The 16,843-nt window shown below is 68.1% G+C and carries 14 protein-coding genes; 9 read left to right on the forward strand and 5 right to left on the reverse strand.

Features of this window, described 5'->3' with window-relative positions; translation table 11 throughout:
- Positions 1-69: 69 nt before the first annotated feature.
- The 7 genes from xylF to BM436_RS03050 all read left to right on the forward strand — a co-directional run bounded on the left by xylF (position 70) and on the right by BM436_RS03050 (position 11,468).
- On the forward strand, positions 70-1,074 hold the full coding sequence (gene xylF / locus BM436_RS03020) for a D-xylose ABC transporter substrate-binding protein (RefSeq protein WP_093553718.1): 1,005 nt from the start codon (positions 70-72) through the stop codon (positions 1,072-1,074).
- A gap of 10 nt (positions 1,075-1,084) precedes the next feature.
- The gene (xylG, locus tag BM436_RS03025; RefSeq protein ID WP_093553342.1) at positions 1,085-2,608 is read left to right on the forward strand and encodes a D-xylose ABC transporter ATP-binding protein; all 1,524 of its coding nucleotides are present in this window, start codon (positions 1,085-1,087) and stop codon (positions 2,606-2,608) included.
- Positions 2,609-2,767: 159 nt separating this feature from the next.
- The gene (locus tag BM436_RS03030) at positions 2,768-3,901 is read left to right on the forward strand and encodes a sugar ABC transporter permease (protein ID WP_093553344.1); all 1,134 of its coding nucleotides are present in this window, start codon (positions 2,768-2,770) and stop codon (positions 3,899-3,901) included.
- 38 nt (positions 3,902-3,939) lie between these two features.
- Positions 3,940-6,327 (forward strand): glycoside hydrolase family 3 N-terminal domain-containing protein, encoded by a 2,388-nt coding sequence (locus BM436_RS03035; RefSeq protein ID WP_093553346.1) that lies wholly within the window; start codon positions 3,940-3,942, stop codon positions 6,325-6,327.
- 150 nt (positions 6,328-6,477) lie between these two features.
- Entirely contained in the window at positions 6,478-9,237 is a 2,760-nt protein-coding gene (locus BM436_RS03040; RefSeq protein WP_143132936.1) for a coiled-coil domain-containing protein, read from the forward strand.
- A gap of 190 nt (positions 9,238-9,427) precedes the next feature.
- Positions 9,428-10,222, forward strand: coding sequence for a substrate-binding periplasmic protein (locus BM436_RS03045; RefSeq protein ID WP_093553350.1), 795 nt, complete (start codon positions 9,428-9,430; stop codon positions 10,220-10,222).
- A 121-nt stretch (positions 10,223-10,343) separates the two neighbouring features.
- Complete coding sequence (locus tag BM436_RS03050; RefSeq protein ID WP_229488939.1) at positions 10,344-11,468, forward strand: branched-chain amino acid ABC transporter substrate-binding protein; 1,125 nt, start codon at positions 10,344-10,346, stop codon at positions 11,466-11,468.
- Between the two features lie 93 nt (positions 11,469-11,561).
- Here BM436_RS03050 and BM436_RS03055 read toward each other — a convergent pair whose 3' ends face one another.
- Both BM436_RS03055 and BM436_RS03060 read right to left on the reverse strand, forming a co-directional pair.
- A complete protein-coding gene (locus BM436_RS03055) occupies positions 11,562-11,858 on the reverse strand; it encodes a hypothetical protein (protein ID WP_093553354.1) in 297 nt (98 codons plus the stop codon).
- 186 nt (positions 11,859-12,044) lie between these two features.
- Positions 12,045-12,251, reverse strand: a complete 207-nt coding sequence (locus tag BM436_RS03060) for a hypothetical protein (protein WP_093553356.1) — start codon at positions 12,249-12,251, stop codon at positions 12,045-12,047.
- A 213-nt stretch (positions 12,252-12,464) separates the two neighbouring features.
- Here BM436_RS03060 and BM436_RS03065 point away from each other — a divergent pair, with 213 nt between their 5' ends.
- A complete protein-coding gene (locus tag BM436_RS03065; RefSeq protein WP_093553358.1) occupies positions 12,465-13,112 on the forward strand; it encodes a PEP-CTERM sorting domain-containing protein in 648 nt (215 codons plus the stop codon).
- 52 nt (positions 13,113-13,164) lie between these two features.
- Here the strand turns inward: BM436_RS03065 and BM436_RS03070 are convergent, their stop codons facing one another.
- Positions 13,165-13,830 (reverse strand): SOS response-associated peptidase, encoded by a 666-nt coding sequence (locus tag BM436_RS03070; protein ID WP_093553360.1) that lies wholly within the window; start codon positions 13,828-13,830, stop codon positions 13,165-13,167.
- Between the two features lie 76 nt (positions 13,831-13,906).
- The gene (locus BM436_RS03075) at positions 13,907-14,803 is read right to left on the reverse strand and encodes a hypothetical protein (RefSeq protein WP_218164805.1); all 897 of its coding nucleotides are present in this window, start codon (positions 14,801-14,803) and stop codon (positions 13,907-13,909) included.
- Positions 14,804-15,140: 337 nt separating this feature from the next.
- Between BM436_RS03075 and BM436_RS03080 the strand changes: the two genes are divergently transcribed.
- A complete protein-coding gene (locus tag BM436_RS03080; protein ID WP_093553364.1) occupies positions 15,141-15,749 on the forward strand; it encodes a TetR/AcrR family transcriptional regulator in 609 nt (202 codons plus the stop codon).
- A gap of 18 nt (positions 15,750-15,767) precedes the next feature.
- Here BM436_RS03080 and BM436_RS03085 read toward each other — a convergent pair whose 3' ends face one another.
- A complete protein-coding gene (locus BM436_RS03085) occupies positions 15,768-16,778 on the reverse strand; it encodes an AraC family transcriptional regulator (RefSeq protein WP_093553366.1) in 1,011 nt (336 codons plus the stop codon).
- Between the last annotated feature and the right edge of the window lie 65 nt (positions 16,779-16,843).

A 16,843-nucleotide genomic window follows, 5' to 3' on the forward strand; every position in this document is an offset into this window, starting at 1 on the left:
GGGTCTGTCCCCGGTGGACGCGACCGTGGCGAATCGGCACCCTCATCGCAATTCTCAGGAGATGGAATGATGAACAAGAAACTGAAAGCGGCAGTCCTCGGCGCGGTGCTGGCCATGAGCACCACCCTGGCCTTCGCCGACGCGAAGAACCCCAAGATCGGCTTCTCGATCGACGACATGCGCATCGAGCGCTGGGTGCGCGACCGCGACTACTTCAACGCGGAGGCGGAAAAGCTGGGCGCCAAAGTGTTCGTGCAGTCGGCCGACGCCAGCGAGCAGCGCCAGATCGCGCAGATCGAGAACCTGATCTCGCGCGGCGTGGACGTGCTGGTGATCGTTCCCTTCAACGCCACGGTGCTGAACAACGCCGTGCGCGAGGCGAAGAAGGCCAAGATCAAGGTGGTGTCCTACGACCGCCTGATCCTGAACGCCGACATCGACGCCTACATCTCCTTCGACAACACCAAGGTCGGCGAACTGCAGGCGCAGGCGCTGACGGCGCTCAAGCCGAAGGGCAACTACTACCTGCTGGGCGGCTCGCCCACCGACAACAACGCCAAGATGCTGCGCGAGGGCCAGCTGAAGGTGCTGCAGCCGCTGGTGGACAAGGGCGACATCAAGGTGGTCGGCAAGCAGTGGGTGAAGGACTGGAGCGCGGCCGAGGCCATGTCCATCGTCGAGAACGCGCTGACGGCCAACGGCAACAAGATCGACGCCATCGTGGCCTCCAACGACGGCACGGCGGGCGGCGCGATCCAGGCGCTGACGTCGCAGAAGCTGGCCGGCAAGGTGCCGGTGTCCGGGCAGGACGCCGACCTGGCGGCGGTGAAGCGCGTCATCGGCGGCACCCAGGCCATGACGGTCTACAAGCCGCTGAAGCTGATCGCCGCCGAGGCGGCCAGGCTGTCGGTGCAACTGGTGCGCAACGAGAAGCCCGCCTTCAACGCCAGCTACGACAACGGCTTCAAGAAGGTGGACACGCTGCTGCTCAAGCCCATTCCGCTGACCAAGGCCAACGTCAACCTGCTGGTCGACGACGGCTTCTACACCAAGGCCCAACTGACCGCCAACTGAGAAGAACGGCATGACTGAATATCTTCTCGAGATGAGGGGCATCGTCAAGCAGTTCGGCGGTGTGCGCGCCTTGAACGGCATCGACATCAAGATCAAGGCCGGCGAATGCGTGGGCCTGTGCGGCGAGAACGGCGCCGGCAAGTCCACCCTGATGAAGGTGCTGTCCGGGGTCTACCCGCACGGCACCTGGGACGGCGAGATCCTGTGGCGCGGGCAGCCGCTGAGGGCGCAGTCGATACGCGACACCGAGGCGGCCGGCATCGTCATCATCCACCAGGAGCTGATGCTGGTGCCGGAACTGACGGTGGCCGAGAACATCTTCCTCGGCAACGAGATCACGCTGCCGGGCGGCCGCCTGGACTACGCGGCCATGAACCGCCGCGCCGAGGAGCTGCTGGCCGAGCTCAATATCCGCGACGTGAACGTGGTGCTGCCGGTGAAGAACTACGGCGGCGGCCACCAGCAGCTGATCGAGATCGCCAAGGCGCTGAACAAGCAGGCCAAGCTGCTGATCCTGGACGAGCCGTCTTCTTCGCTGACGGCGTCCGAGATCGAGGTGCTGCTCAACATCATCCACGCGCTCAAGGCCAAGGGCGTGACCTGCGTGTACATCTCGCACAAGCTGGACGAGGTGGCGGCCATCTGCGACACCATCGTCGTGATCCGCGACGGCCAGCACATCGCCACCACGGCGATGAGCGAGATGAACATCGACCGCATCATCGCGCAGATGGTGGGGCGCGAGATGAACCAGCTGTATCCGCAACGCCGGCACGCGCCGGGCGAGGTGGTGTTCGAGGCGCGCAACATCACCTGCTACGACGCCGACAATCCGCAGCGCAAGCGGGTCGACAACATCTCCTTCTCGCTGCGCCAGGGCGAGATCCTGGGCATCGCGGGGCTGGTGGGGGCGGGCCGCACCGAGCTGGTCTCGGCCATCTTCGGCGCCTACCAGGGCGCCTTCGAGGGCGAGGTGCTGCTGCGCGGCGAGAGGCTGGACACGTCCACGCCGCGCAAGGCCATCGAATGCGGGCTGGCGATGGTGCCGGAGGACCGCAAGCAGCACGGCATCATCCCCGACATGAGCGTGGGGCAGAACATCACGATGTCGGTGCTGCACGAGTTCTCGCGCGGCACGCGGATCGACCAGGAGGCGGAGCTGAAGACGATACGCGGCGAGATCGCCAGCGTGCGGCTGAAGACGGCGAGCCCCTTCCTGCCGATCACCGGGCTGTCCGGCGGCAACCAGCAGAAGGCGGTGCTGTCGAAGATGCTGCTGACGAAACCGAAGATCCTGATCCTGGACGAGCCCACGCGCGGCGTGGACGTGGGCGCCAAGTTCGAGATCTACCAGTTGATGTTCGACCTGGCCAGCCAGGGCATGTCCATCATCATGGTGTCGTCGGAGCTGGCCGAGGTGCTGGGCATCTCCGACCGCGTGCTGGTGATCGGCGAAGGCAAGTTGCGGGGCGATTTCGTCAACGACAATCTGAGCCAGGAAACCGTCCTCACCGCCGCCCTCGACCAGACATAGCCCGCCTTCAAGCGGCGTCAGCCGCCGTTTGGGGTCAGACCCCAAAGCGGCGTCAGCGGCAGGCGCCGGCCGGAAAAAGCGGCGTCAACAGCGGCTCGGGGTCTGACCCCAAAGCGGCGTAGACAGTGGCGATATCCATTCATTCAATCAAGAGTTCTCATGAACATTAAAAAGCTGTTCACCCAGTACAAGATGCTGGCCCTGCTGATCGCCATCGCGCTGATCTGGGGTTTCTTCAGCATGAAGACCGACGGCGGCTTCATCTCGCCGCGCAACCTCTCCAACCTGATGCGCCAAATGGCCATCACCGGCATCGTTGCCTGCGGCATGTCGCTGGTGATCATCGCCGGCGAGATCGACCTCTCGGTCGGCTCTCTGCTGGGCCTGCTGGGCGGCGTCGCCGCCGTCATGGACGTCACCCACCACCTGCCCCTGCCCCTCAACCTGCTGGTGGTGCTGGGCCTGGGCCTGGTGATCGGCCTGTTCAACGGCTACCTCACCGCCTACCTCAACATCCCCTCCTTCATCGTCGGCCTGGGCGGGATGCTGGCCTACCGCGGCATCGTGCTGGGCGTGACCGGCGGCATGACCGTCGCCCCCGTCTCGGACGACATGGTCTACCTGGGCCAGGGCTACCTGTCCTCGCAACTGGGCGCGCTGCTGGGCCTCGCGCTGTTCGGCGTGGCGGTGGCGCTCACCTGGCAGCAGCGCCGCAACCGCGCGCAGCACGGCCTGGACCTGGCGCCGCTGTGGCGCGACGCCCTGAAGGTGCTGGCCGTGGGCGCGGCGGTGACGGCCTTCGTCGTCACGCTCAACTCCTACGAGGGCATCCCGCTGCCGGTGCTGCTGCTGCTCGCGCTGCTGGGCATTTTCACCTACGTCACCACCCAGACCGTGTTCGGCCGCCGCGTCTACGCGGTGGGCAGCAACATGGAGGCGACCCGCCTGTCCGGCATCAACGTGCAGGCGGTGAAGCTGTGGATCTTCGGCATCATGGGCCTGATGTGCGCCCTGGCCGGCGTGATCAACACGGCGCGCCTGGCGGCCGGCTCCCCCTCGGCCGGCACCTCCGGCGAACTGGACGCGATCGCGGCCTGCTTCATCGGCGGCACCTCCATGCGCGGCGGCTCCGGCACCGTGTACGGCGCGCTGATCGGCGCGCTGGTCATGGCCAGCCTGGACAACGGCATGTCCATGCTGGACGTGGACACCTACTGGCAGATGATCGTCAAGGGCCTGATCCTCACGCTGGCCGTGTGGGTCGACGTCAGCACGCGCTCGGCCAGGCGCTAACAAGACCGCATAAAAACAAACAGTTGGAGACAGCATCGATGAGCAGCAAGCGCAGGCAGTTCCTTTCCTCCGTGTCCGGCCTGGCCGGGCTGGCCGTGTTGCCGGCGCCGATGGCGCTGGCCGCGGCGGCGCCGGTGTACAAAACCCCGTCCGCGCCGGTCGCCGCGCGCGTGAAGGACCTGCTGGCGCGCATGACGCTGGAGGAGAAGATCGCGCAGATGCAGTGCATCTGGGGCCAGAAGGGCAAGATCGAGGACGTCGACGGCAACTTCGTTCCCGCCAAGGCGACCCAGGCCTATCCGCACGGGATGGGCATGCTGGCGCGGCCCTCCGACCGCCAGGGCAAGGCCGAGGGCAGCGTGGCGGGCGACACCGGCGAACGCCCCAACCGCGGCGCCGCCGCCACCGCCACCTATGTGAACGCGGTGCAGAAATGGGCGCTGGAGCAGACCCGCCTGGGCATCCCGCTGTTCATGCACGAGGAGGCGCTGCACGGCTACGCGGCGCGCGACGCCACCAGCTTCCCGCAGGCGATCGCGCTGGCGTCGACCTTCGACCCGGCCCTGGTGCGACGCGTCTTCGGCGTGGCGGCGCGCGAGATGCGCGCGCGCGGCGCCAACTTCGCGCTGGCGCCGGTGGTGGACGTGGCGCGCGATCCGCGCTGGGGTCGCATCGAGGAGACCTACGGCGAGGACCCGCACGTCTGCGCCGAGATCGGCAAGGCCGCCGTGCTGGGCTTCGCCGGCGAGGACAAGCGGCTGGCCAGGGACAAGGTCTACGTCACGCTCAAGCACATGACGGGCCACGGCCAGCCGGAGAGCGGCACCAACATCGGCCCCGCCGAGGTCAGCGAGCGCACGCTGCGCGAGGAGTTCTTCCCGCCGTTCGAAAGGCTGGTGAGGGAGACCAACGTGGGCGCGATCATGCCGTCGTATAACGAGATCGGCGGCGTGCCCTCGCACGCCAGCCACTGGCTGCTGACCAAGGTGGCGCGCGGCGAATGGGGCTTCAAGGGCCTGATGGTGTCCGACTACTTCGGCGTCAAGGAACTGGTCACGCGCCACAAGCTGGTGGACAGCGACAAGGAGGCCGGCTACCGCGCCGTCAAGGCCGGCGTGGACATCGAGACCCCCGACCCGGGCGGCTACACCACGCTGGGCGAACTGGTGAAGGAGAAGCGCGTCTCCGTGGCGGAGATCGACGCGGTGGTGGCCCGCGTGCTGGAACTGAAGTTCCAGGCCGGCCTGTTCGAGAACCCCTACGCCGACGTGGCCAGCGCCGACAAGTTGACCGCCGCGCCGGACGCGGTGGCGCTGGCGCGCGAGGCGGCGCAACGCGCGGTGGTGCTGCTGAAGAACGACAAGGGATTGCTGCCGCTGAACCCGAAAAAGGTGGGCAAGCTGCTGCTGCTCGGCACCCACGCCAAGGACACGCCCATCGGCGGCTACTCGGACGTGCCGCGCCACGTGGTGTCCGTCTACGAGGGCCTGAAGGCCGAGAGCGAGGCGCAGGGCTTCGAACTGGCGTACGCCGAGGGCGTGCGCCTCACCGCCAGCCGCAGCTGGGGCGCGGACAAGATCGAGTTCACGCCGCCCGAGGTGAACGCGAAGCTGATCGCCGAGGCGGTGGAGGCGGCCAAATCGGCCGACACCATCGTCATGGTGCTGGGTGATAACGAACAGACCAGCCGCGAGGCCTGGGCCGACCAGCACCTGGGCGACCGCGTGGGCCTGGACATGCTGGGCCAGCAGAACGACCTGGCCAAGGCCATCTTCGACCTGGGCAAGCCCACCGTCGTGTTCCTGCTGAACGGCCGCCCCCTGTCGGTGAACCTGCTGGCCGAGCGCGCGCACGCGCTGGTGGAGGGCTGGTACCTGGGCCAGGAGACCGGCCACGCGGCGGCAGACATCCTGTTCGGCCGCGCCAACCCGGGCGGCAAGCTGCCGGTCTCCATCGCGCGCCACGTGGGCCAGTTGCCGATCTTCTACAACCACAAGCCGTCGGCGCGGCGCGGTTATATCGACGGCTCGACCAAGCCGCTCTACCCCTTCGGCTTTGGGCTCAGCTATACAAGCTTCGCGATCTCCGCGCCGCGGCTGGCCAGGGCCAGTATCCGCGCCGGCGAATCGACCAGGGTGGAAGTGGACGTGAGCAACACCGGCGCGCTGGCCGGCGACGAGGTGGTGCAGATCTACATCCGCGACGACGTCAGTTCCGTGACGCGGCCCGTGCTCGAGCTCAAGGCCTTCCGGCGCGTGACGCTGGCGCCGGGCGAGAAGCGCACGCTCGGCTTCGACATCAAGCCTTCCGACCTGTGGTTCTTCAACACCGACATGAAGCGCGTGGTGGAGCCGGGCTCGTTCACCATCCACGCCGGCCCGGACAGCGTAAACCTGAAATCGGCGAAGCTGATGGTGACGGCCTAATCCCGACGCCGCCCCGGTCACGCGGGGCGGCCCCGCCGGATGCGCGCGGGCCCCCGCCGTGCGCCGGCATCCATTGTGTTGGCCAGCCCACAGACAGGTCCGCCGCGACGGCGCATCCTGAGCGGATACTTCCGCTGCAAGGTGAACATCATGTTGCCCGTCACAAACTCAACCAGTGCGGCGAGCGCATCCGCCGTCCAGCCCGTCAATTCCACGACGGACACGGCGGCGCCCGCCGCCACCGCGGCGGCCGGCACGGCCGCCGCCTCCAAGGTCGACTTTTCCGACCTGGCGCAATTCCTGTCGTCGGTCGCGCTGAGCCGCCGGCAACTGCTGGAACTGCAGGGTTCCCTCTCCACCACACAGCCCACCGCCGCCGAGCTGGCCCTGCTGACCGAGGCGGCCGACAATCTGGCGCTGTCGTTCAACCAGTTGCCCGCCGCGTCGGTGGACCTGATCCCGCCGCTGGCGGACCAGGACGGCGGCGGCACCCTGGCCGAGCGGCTGGCCGAGGCGCTGCGCCGCGACGGCGCCGACACCACGCCGGGCGGACCGGTGTCCTCGACCACGCTGGCCGGCCTGGGCCTGACCCTGGGCGCGCTGGCGCCCGCCTCCGGCACCGATATCCTGAACGTCGACGCCAACGTGCTGCGCGCCGCCTTCGAGCTGGACCGCGACGGCACGCTGACCCTGCTGACGCGCACCACCGACGCCTTCAACACCCTGGGCAACGCCGCCGCCCGCCAGACCAGCGCCGCCGCCGCGCTGGCCGGCGACACGCCCACACCCGCCGACCTGCTACCGGAGACCCCGGCCTCGCAAACCCTGCTGGCCGACCTGGCGCTGCGCGACGCGCTGTCCGAATCGGCCACCACGCCCGCCGAGCTGCTGCGCCAGCAGCAACTGGCGGTCGCCCGGCAGGCCGCCGCCGAGCAGGCCGACGCCCGGCAGGAAACGCAGGCCGACCGCCTCGCCGCGGACCAGGCCGCGCGCGACCGCCAGCTCAACACCACGCGCGAGGAGGACCTGGCCGCGACCGCGCTGGCCGAGCGCATGGCGGCCGAGCGCCAGGCCGCCGCCGCCGGGCGGGAGGACGCCGCGCAGGACCGCGCCACGCTGGCCCAGCGCACCGAGACGCTGCGCCAGGAGCTGGACCGCGCCGCGCGCGGCGAATTGATCGAACAGGAACTCCAGTCGCGCCAGGAGGCGGCGCGGATCGCCACGGCGCAGGAATCCACGGCCACGCAAGCCGAGCTGCAGGCGCGCGCAAGGCTGCAAGCCGGCCAACAGCTCACCGCACTGGAAGACCGGCAAACGGCGGACCGCGCCACCACCGAAACACAGCAGGCCAATCGCGCCACGGCGGACCGCGTGAACGCCGCGGCGCGCGAGGCCGTTGGCGCCGAGGCCCAGCGCACGGAAACGCAAACCGTGCAGGACCGTATCACCGCCCAGCGCCTGGAGACCGAGGCCGCCAACGCCGGACGCCGGGAGGACACGCGATTGCAAGCAACGGCCACCGCCGAGGCGCGGGACGAGGCGACGACCGCCGCGCGCACCGAAGCGCAGCGCGTGGGCGACCAGCGCCTCGACACGCAGCGGCAAACCGCAGCAACGCAAGCGAACGCCCGCGCCGACACCGACGCGCAGGCGGAACGGGTGGAAGCCGAACGCGCCGCCACCGCGCAGCGCACCGCCACGCGGGCCGGCGCCCGCGCCACCGAGGACGCCCAGGCCGACCGCCTCGCAACCGAACGCCAGGGCGCCGCCACGCAAACCGCCGCGCGCGCGGCCACCGACGCGCAATCGGATCGCGCCATGGCCGATCGCCTGGCCACCGAACGTCAAACCGCCACGGCACAAGCCAGCACGCGCGTGGCGGCCGACGCGCAGGCGGATCGGGCCGAGGCCGACCGTCTCGCGGCCGAGCGCCAGAGCGCCGCCACGCAAACCACCGCGCGCGTGGCAGGCGACGCCCAGGCAGAGCGCGTCGCCGCGGACCGCACGGCGACCGATCGTGCGGCGACCGACCGGCTGACCGCCGAGCGCCAGGCCAACGCGCCCCAGGCCGCGCGCGCCGGCGAGGCCACCCTCGCCGACGACCGGCTGGCCGCCGAGCGGCTCAACGACACGCGCCGCGACGCGGCGGCGCAAGCCGGCACCCGCACGCAGGCGGAGATCGCCGATGACCGCCGGGCCGCCGAGACGCAAGCCAGCCGCGCAGCCACCGAGCGCCTGGCCGCTGCGCGCCGGTTGAACGCCGGCCAGGTCGACAACCAGGCGGCCGCCACGCTGGCCGAGCGCCAGGCGGCCGCCACCCAGGCGCAGGACCGGTTGCAAACCACCGCCCGCACCACCGCCCAGACCGAGGCGGCGCGCGCGGACCGGCAAGCTGCCTCGCTGGCGGCGGCCAACCGCGGCGCGGCGGACCGCGCCGCCGCCGAGCGCCAGCGACTGGCCACGCCGCCCGAGACCCAGGACGCCGCCGCGACGGCTGCGGCCCAGCGCGCGGCCGACGCGCGCATCGCGGCCGAGCAGCAGGCCGCGCGCGGCCTGACGGGCCTGGAACAGAACACCGCGCGCCAGGCCGACCTGGACCGGCAGGCGCGGCTGAACGCGGACACCGCCGCCGAGGCGCAGGCCGAGGCCAATGCCAGAGCGGCCGTGCAGGCGGCGGAAACGCAACGGGCCGCGCTGGCCAGCGCGGCCAACAATCCACAGGCGCCGACGGCGGCCAATCCCGCCGTGGCGGCCGCCATCGCCGCCTACAACACGGCCAACATCGCGGCCGCCAGCGGCCGTGCGCCGGCGCCCGCGCCGCGCGCGGACCGCGTGCCACCGGCGCCGCCGGTCACGCCGGTGCAGCCGGTCGATATCGCGGGCGGCGAGACCGGCCGCACGAAGCGCTAGGGGCCCCAGTCCGCCCGCCCGGGTCCACCCAGGCCCGTTCCGGCCATCCCGGGCCGCGCGGGCCGAGGCTTTGCAACACAACCACGCCGGCAGAGGCGCGCGCGCAACGCCGAGGTCGCCTCCGGCGGGAGAAACAGCCCGCCGGGGCCGTTTTCTGCAATAATTCCCCGTCGATTCCTACAGGCCACGCATGTCTTCAGCTGGCGATCTTGCCAAAAAACGCGCTTTCCTCCTGGGCTGCGCACTGCTCTGCGCCACCGCGCTGCCCCCGGCGCGCGCCCAAACTGCGCCGCGCACCATCCCTCTGCTATTGGGCGACGCGCTGGACGCGAAGGGCAAGCAAAAGCCGATGCTGGCCTGGCGCCGCAAGCTGTTCGACCAACTGGAACAAGAGCTTGGCGTCACCTTCGACATCAAGGTCTACCCGTGGCCGCGCGCCGAGCGCAACGCGCGCGAGGGCGCGGGCCTGATCTTCGGCCTACCCAAGACGCCCGAGCGCGAGCGCGCGCTGCGTTATTCGGACGCCGCCGCCAGCAACACGCTGTGGCTGGTCACGCGCAGCGACGCCACCTTCCCCTTCCAGAGGCTGTACGACCTGCGCGGCAAGACGGTGGGCGCGGTGCGCGGTTACAGCTACGGCGACGAGTTCGAACGCCAGCGCAACCGCCTGTTCCGCGTGGACGAGGACATCGCCTCGCGCGCGTCCCGGCTGCAGCGCCTGTTGCTGAAGCGGGTGGACGCGGTGCTGCTGTACCAGCCCAGCTGGGAGACGGCGCCGGAGATCGAGGCCAACATCCGCGGCTTCATCGCGCCCTATGCGCGGGAACTGGGCATCCCGCCGGCCGTCAGCCTGTCGGTGCTGCCGCATCCCGTGCAGGTTGAAAACGGCCAGCACTTCGCCATCGCGCCCGGCCAGGACGACGGCTTGATAGAACGTATCAACGCGGCGCTGGCGCGCCTGCGCAAGACGGTGGCGACCCGCTAAAACCGAAGGAAATGCGGAAAACGCGGTCCGGGAGAGTTTCGGCTTGCCCTGTCCCGCCGCGCGTGGGGATAATGCTCGCGCATATCGACGGCATATCGACCACAAGGAGATCAGATTGAATTTGAAAGTCACCAAGGGCGCACTGGCCCTGCTGGGCGCCATCAGCGCCATCCACGGCGCGGCGGCACAGGACGTCGTCAAGATCGGCCACAGCGGCCCGCTGTCCGGCCCGCAGGCCTTCTCCGGCAAGGACAATGAAAACGGCGCGCGCCTGGCGATCGAGGAATTGAACGCCAAGCCCATCACGGTGGGCGGCAAGAAGATCAAATTCGAACTGTTGTCCGAGGACGACCAGGGCGACCCGAAGGCGGGCGTGCAGGTGGCGCAGAAGTTCATCGACGGCGGCGTGAAATACGTGGCCGGCCCCTACAACTCGGGCGTGGCCATCCCCGCCTCGCGCGCCTACAACGACGCCGGCGTGCTGATCGCCACCGTCGCCACCAATCCCAAGATCACCCAGCAGGGCTACAAGGGCCTGTTCCGCGTGAACGCCAGCGACACCCAGCTCGGCTCGAAGATGGCGCTGTACGCGGCGCAGGAACTCAAGTTCAAGACCGTGGCCGTGATCGACGACCGCACCGCCTTCGGCCAGGGCGTGGCCGAGGAGTTCAAGAAGCAGGCCAAGGCCTCCGGCATGGCGGTGGCGGGCCACGAGTTCACCAACGACAAGGCCTTCGACTTCACCGCCATCCTCACCAAGCTGAAGGCGAAGAAGGTGGAGGCCATCTTCTTCGGCGGCTACGCGCCGCAGGGCGCGCCGATGGCGCGCCAGATGAAGCAGCTGGGCATCAACGCCAAGCTGCTGGGCGGCGACACCATCTGCACCGCCGAAATGGGCAAGCTGGGCGGCGACGCGGTGGGCGACAACGTGCTGTGCTCGCAGGGCGGCGCCATCCTGGACAAGGCCGCCGCCGGCCCGCGGTTCAAGGCCGCGTTCAAGAAGCGCTACAACCGCGACGCCGACGTCTACGCCGCCTCCTATTACGACGCGACGATGATGTACGCGCAGGCCATGCAGAAGGCCAATTCGACCGATCCGGCCAAGGTCGGCCCGGTCATCGCCGCCGGTTCCCACAAGGGCGTGGCGGGCACCTACGCCTTCGACGCCAAGGGCGACATGAAGGAGTCGCCGGTCACCATCTTCACCTTCAAGAACGGCGCGCCCGCGCCATTGACCAGCTACTGAAAAACGGAGGGCGGACCGGCGCGCCGCGTTGCGCGTGGTCCGCCCTGGTTGATGCCGCCGGTAAAGCCGCCTGGGCGGCGGCTTACCTACCGATCAGCGGCTCTTGTCCGTGCCCTGATCATCGCGCCGGGTCTGGGTGCCGTCGCTGCCCGACAGGCCGCTGTCCGAATCGCGATTGGCTTGGTTGCCCTGCTGGTTGCCCCGCTGTTGCTTGTCCTGCCGCTGGCTGCCCTGCTTGTCGCTTTGCTGGCTGCCCTGGTCGCTACCCTGGCGGCTGCCCTGGTTGCCGGTCTGCTGGTCCTGCTGCTTGTCCTGTTTATCCTGCTTGCCGGCCTGGTTGGCGGATTGCTGGTTCATCGACTGGTTGCGGTCTTGGTCATTGGTGGCCATGATGTATCTCCATTGTTGTGGTGGCCCCGCCGGCGGCGCGCCGGGTGTTGATTCCGGCGTCATCGCGCAACAGGGTGAAGCCATGGTAGACCCCGCGTGCCGGGGCGGGACATCGGCGCGCGACGCCCCGCGGTGTAAGACTTGTCCGGCAGCGCCTGCCAGGATGGATGACAGCGGGAAAGCGCGTCAAAAGTCCGCGTTGCGCGGCGCCGCGCGCCGGTCGCCCTGGACCAGCATCATGGGCGTGAATTCACGGACGCAGCCCACGGGCCGCGCCAGCACCTCCTCGATCAGTCCGGTCGGCAACCCCGCCAGCTCGGCGTAGGTCACCGCCGGGCCGGCGCCGAACGCCGCTCGGGTAAGCAAGGCCACCGAGACCTTTTCCGCCGTCATTTCATCTACACGCCGATTCATGCGTAAAAGTCTAAAACAGCGGCTTCGACACTGGCGCAAGATACACCTGGGCAAGGAAAGTTTTGTCGAAAAATCTTACACCCGGCGGCGCCAAGGGACCCGATCGGCGCTAAATCATTGAATCTAGGTAAGTTATTTTTCTGGCATGCAACTTGCTTGCATCATGGCATACACTTCGACCATGGAATCATCATGCGCATCCCGCCACTCAAAGCCATCGCCGCCGCCCTGTTCACCTGCTGCGCCGCCACCGCCGGCGCCGCCCCCATCACGTTCGACGGCCTGGCCGGCAGCGACATGGCCAACCAGGACTTCCAGTACACCGGCGCTTTCAGCGGGTTCAACGGCGGCGGCGTCGCCACGGTGCAGGACTATACGTTCACGGCCGCGGACACCATGTATTTCATTGGCCCCGGCTACACCGGCCACTACCAGGACGCGGGCAATCCATACAACGGCACCGACTATCTGATGGGCACGGCCTTCACCTTGCGCAGCGCGAGCTCGGCCCCCTTCTCGCTGAACGGCCTGGACCTTGGCGTATGGAGTGACTTCTCCAGCGCCAGCCTGACGCTCACCGGCACCTACGCCGGCGGCGGCACCTTCAGCAGCACCCTCGACCTGAGCAGCATGAACAGCCTCACCTTCGACGACGGCGACTTCACGCACTTCGCGCCGTCGCAGTTTAGCAACCTGGCGTCGCTGCAGTTCAGTTCCAACGCCATGTTCACGCTCGACAACCTCGACGTCGGCCCGAGCGCCGTGCCCGAGCCCGCCACCCTGGCGCTGATGGGCCTGGGCTTGGCCGGCATCGCGGCGGCCCGCCGCCGCCGCAAGTAACAGGCGGCGCGGAACAGCAAAGGGCGGCCGGTGGGGGCCGCCCTTTTTGCTTTCAGAACAAGCCGAGTTGCGTGCTCTCCGGCCGCGGCCTGGGCGCGGCGGACGCGGCCATCAACTCGGCGGGATACGGGGCCAGGAAGGCGCGCGCCATTTCCGGGTCGCGGCACCGCAGCCAGTCGTCATAGCTGTCCGCCGGCACGATCACCAGCGAGCGCTTCTCGTCGTCCCATTTATGGAAATGCCGCATCAGCAGGTGCTCGTCGGCGTTGATGGTGATCTGCGTGAAGGAATGGGTGAGGCGGCCGTCCGCCTCCTCCCACGCGCGCCAGATGCCGGCCACCGCGAACGGCGCGCCGTCCGCCATGCCGATGCCCCAGCGGGTGGAGCGCTTCTCCGTCTCGTACCTCGGCTCGTAGAAACGCTCCAGCGGCACCAGGCACAACTGGCTGGCGCGCCATGCGCTGGCGAAGGCGGGCTTCTCGCCCAGGGTTTCGGCGCGGGCGTTCACCGTGTTGCGCTTCTCCGCCGGGGTGCGGTAGCAGCGCTGCGGGATCATGCCGTAGGTCCCGAGCAGCGCGCGCCGGCCGCCGGAACGCGTGCCGACGATGATGGGCGCTTCATAGTCTTGCCAGGTCTCGTCCGGCCAATCGCCGCGCGGCGCCTCCACGTCGAAGAAATTCAGTCCGCGCCGCTTCACCGGCGAATAATTCACGCACATCCCGCCCTCCGGCGCATTCACACGAGCGCGTAGTGTACCTTACCGCCCCGCTCGCCGCGGGGGGCGGCGGGGCCGCTCACTTGGTCGTGAACCTGGTCAGCCACTGCAGGTTGGCCTCCCTGGACCAGCTCGCCGTGCCCGTGTTCCAACCGGCGTCCAGGCTGTACTGGCTGCCGACGCAATCGCCCCAGGCCCGCATGTAGCAGTGGTCCGCCGAGCCATCGGCCATCTGGCTGTTTTTGGCGATGATCCAGCCGCTGCCATTGGCGCTCAGGCAGGCGTAGGAGCCGGCCGGGCAGGTGAGCCCGGTGACGTTCTGCAGCGACGACTGGACCGGCGCCTGCGCGCCGCCGGCGAAATTATCGCGTTCGCCGTCAACCGCCCGCAGCCGGTCGCCGGGCAGGCTGCGGTTGCCGTCGGAGACGCAGGACGACAGGTTGTAGGTGGCGTAGACATTGCCCATGCCCATGCCGTAGGCGGCCTGCACGCGCGCGTCGAAGTTCTTGGCCAGCAGCGCCAGGATGGAGCCCTGGCTGAAGCCGCCCACCACGATGCCCTTGGAACAATCCGCCTTGGCGCGCGAGCACAGCTGGGCGACCGCGCTGGTGGCGCTGTTGGGGTTGAACACGCAGCTCGACTTCGCGCTCAACACCGGGCAGGTGCCGAACTGCGAGCTGGCGTATTCCACGGTCGCGGCGACGTAACCCTTGGCCGCCATCGCGTTCACGGCGGCCATGGCGGCCGCGTTGTTGTAGGTCTCGGAGGTGCCTACCAGGTAGATGAAGACGGGATAGGTCCCGCTGGCGGACGGTTCCACCGCCGAGATATTGAAACTGCTGGTGCAGCTTCCGCCGGCCGTGCCGGCGCCGTTGTAGGCGGCCGCGAAGGACGTGGTCTGGGCGCCGGCCGCGCCGCCTCCCAGGACCGACAATAAAAAGGCCGTGGCCGCGGCGAGCCGCCTCATGATGCTCATGGTCATCCGTGTCTCCGTAGAAGTTCGTGGGTGATGGCGCGCGGCCCGGGGCCGCGCGAAAGCCGGCCTTGTGGGCCCGGGGAGCGGGCCGCGATCAAACGCGGCCGCGGGTGGGTGGAGCGGGATACGCGCCGAAAACCATCATAGGCCAGGCGGCGCGACCGCCCGGGCCAAGCTGTTGACCCCGGGAGCCAATCTCGCGGGGACTTGGAACTACCGGTTCTGAAACCTGAATGGTTCATCCCGAAGGCCAATGTGACAGCGAGAAGCGTATAAGCGTATAAGCGTATAAGCGGCATCATCCTCAAATCCCGAGCATCTCGGCCAAATTTGATATATGATGATCATCATGAAATCGAAATCCGTCAACAAACCCGCCGTCGGCCGCAAGGAAGCCACGCGCGAGCGTATCCTGGAAGTGGCGGCTCGCGCCATCCGCCGCAGCGGCTACGGCGGCACGGGTGTAGCCGACATCATGAAGGAAGCCGGCCTTACGCACGGCGGCTTCTATGCCCACTTTGACTCGCGCGACGCCTTGCTGGCCGAGGCCGGGGACCGCGCCGGGGCCGAGACGGTGGCGCGGGGGGCCCGCTTGGCGGCCGCCGCGCCGCCAGGGCAGGCCTTGCAGGCCATAATGCATGCCTATTTGTCGCCCCAGCATATCGAGGCGATCGAGACTGGCTGCCCGTTTTCCGCGCTGTGTTCGGAAATGCCCCGCCAGGCGCCGGAAGTGCGGCGCGCCGCCACCATCCACATCAAGGAAATGATCGACCTGATCGCCCGCCAGTTGCCCGATTGGGGCCAGCCGCGGGCGCACGAGCAGGCAATGGCGCTGCTGTGCGCCCTGATCGGCACGACCATGGTTGCGCGCGCCGTGGACGACCCCGGGCTGTCGCAGGCTTTATGTGCAGCGACGCTGAAACATCTGGCCCCGGCAACTAGTTGAGGCTGCGCCGTCCACCCGTCAGCGATCGTTCATGTGCCGATAGGTGCCAGGCGTCGCGCCAGTCCAGGTGCGGAACGCCCGGTGGAATGACGACACTTCGCCGAAACCCAGCTCCAGCGCAATCTCGAGCATCGAGTCGTGCGAGTTGTTCAGGAGCTCGATCGCAAGGTCGCGCCGCAAATCATCTCTCACTTTTTTGAAAGACGTCCGTTCAGCTTCCAGCTTGCGGCACAAAGTTCGCGACGACATACGCAATGCCTCCGCGATCTCTTCGATATTCATATTACCGACGCCCGTCCTCATCAACTGTTCCCGCACCTGGTGCGTAACAAAGGAATCTTTAAAGGAGACGAATATCCAGTCTCTTGGCAGACGCGCGATGAAAGGCTTGACGTCGCGGGGAACGCGCTGGATCCGCAAGCTTAATTGGTCGCTATCGAGCACAATCTGGCTTGCGGGCTGGTTGAAAAATACCGGTCCCGGGAAAAGGTTCTGGAACTCTTGCGCATAAGGCGGACTATCGAACGCGAAATCGACCCTGAGCAACCTGACTTCACGTCCCACCAGCCATGACGCCAGCCCATGAATCACTTTGAGCACCATCTCGATCGCCATGGTTTTGCACCGTCTGCCGCCACGGGGTTCGTCGATAACAATGCGGCTGATATCCGGGCTATGGATAAGTTCCACTTGAAAATCATGGATCGCAAGCCGTAAGAACCGCGTATACCGATAGATGGCAACGCCCATCGTCGGCGCGTTAATGATGCTCAGCACGCCGAATTTCAGCGCGCCGCCCCTCACCGGATGGGACAAGAGTCGGGGAAGCTCGTCATCGTACTTCTCGGCGATGAGACGGTACAACGCGACGAACTGGTCTTCGGTAACGCGTCCACCCGGCTCCTTCAGAACAGCTTCCGCAATTCCAGCTTGTTGGCGAAGAAACGCGGCATCGTCGCCGGCGGCTTCGGCGGCATCGAGAAACGCATTAACGAATCCCGACGATAGTGTTAGCGCAAGCTGGCTCATGATGCCTTCCGTGGGGCTTCGGCTGCCATCCGCGCGAAAATCCGCACGGATAGGCGGATTTTACG

It is taken from the genome of Pseudoduganella namucuonensis, assembly GCF_900116645.1.
Lineage (GTDB): Bacteria > Pseudomonadota > Gammaproteobacteria > Burkholderiales > Burkholderiaceae_D > Rugamonas > Rugamonas namucuonensis.

Excerpts from the sequence above, each read along its gene's own strand:
- xylF (WP_093553718.1), top strand. The coding sequence starts at position 70 with ATGAACAAGAAACTGAAAGCGGCAGTCCTCGGCGCGGTGCTGGCCATG.
- xylG (WP_093553342.1), top strand. The coding sequence starts at position 1,085 with ATGACTGAATATCTTCTCGAGATGAGGGGCATCGTCAAGCAGTTCGGC.
- BM436_RS03030 (WP_093553344.1), top strand. The coding sequence starts at position 2,768 with ATGAACATTAAAAAGCTGTTCACCCAGTACAAGATGCTGGCCCTGCTG.
- BM436_RS03035 (WP_093553346.1), top strand. The coding sequence starts at position 3,940 with ATGAGCAGCAAGCGCAGGCAGTTCCTTTCCTCCGTGTCCGGCCTGGCC.
- BM436_RS03040 (WP_143132936.1), top strand. The coding sequence starts at position 6,478 with ATGTTGCCCGTCACAAACTCAACCAGTGCGGCGAGCGCATCCGCCGTC.
- BM436_RS03045 (WP_093553350.1), top strand. The coding sequence starts at position 9,428 with ATGTCTTCAGCTGGCGATCTTGCCAAAAAACGCGCTTTCCTCCTGGGC.
- BM436_RS03055 (WP_093553354.1), bottom strand. The coding sequence starts at position 11,858 with ATGGCCACCAATGACCAAGACCGCAACCAGTCGATGAACCAGCAATCC.
- BM436_RS03060 (WP_093553356.1), bottom strand. The coding sequence starts at position 12,251 with ATGACGGCGGAAAAGGTCTCGGTGGCCTTGCTTACCCGAGCGGCGTTC.
- BM436_RS03065 (WP_093553358.1), top strand. The coding sequence starts at position 12,465 with ATGCGCATCCCGCCACTCAAAGCCATCGCCGCCGCCCTGTTCACCTGC.
- BM436_RS03070 (WP_093553360.1), bottom strand. The coding sequence starts at position 13,830 with ATGTGCGTGAATTATTCGCCGGTGAAGCGGCGCGGACTGAATTTCTTC.
- BM436_RS03075 (WP_218164805.1), bottom strand. The coding sequence starts at position 14,803 with ATGAGCATCATGAGGCGGCTCGCCGCGGCCACGGCCTTTTTATTGTCG.
- BM436_RS03080 (WP_093553364.1), top strand. The coding sequence starts at position 15,141 with ATGATGATCATCATGAAATCGAAATCCGTCAACAAACCCGCCGTCGGC.
- BM436_RS03085 (WP_093553366.1), bottom strand. The coding sequence starts at position 16,778 with ATGAGCCAGCTTGCGCTAACACTATCGTCGGGATTCGTTAATGCGTTT.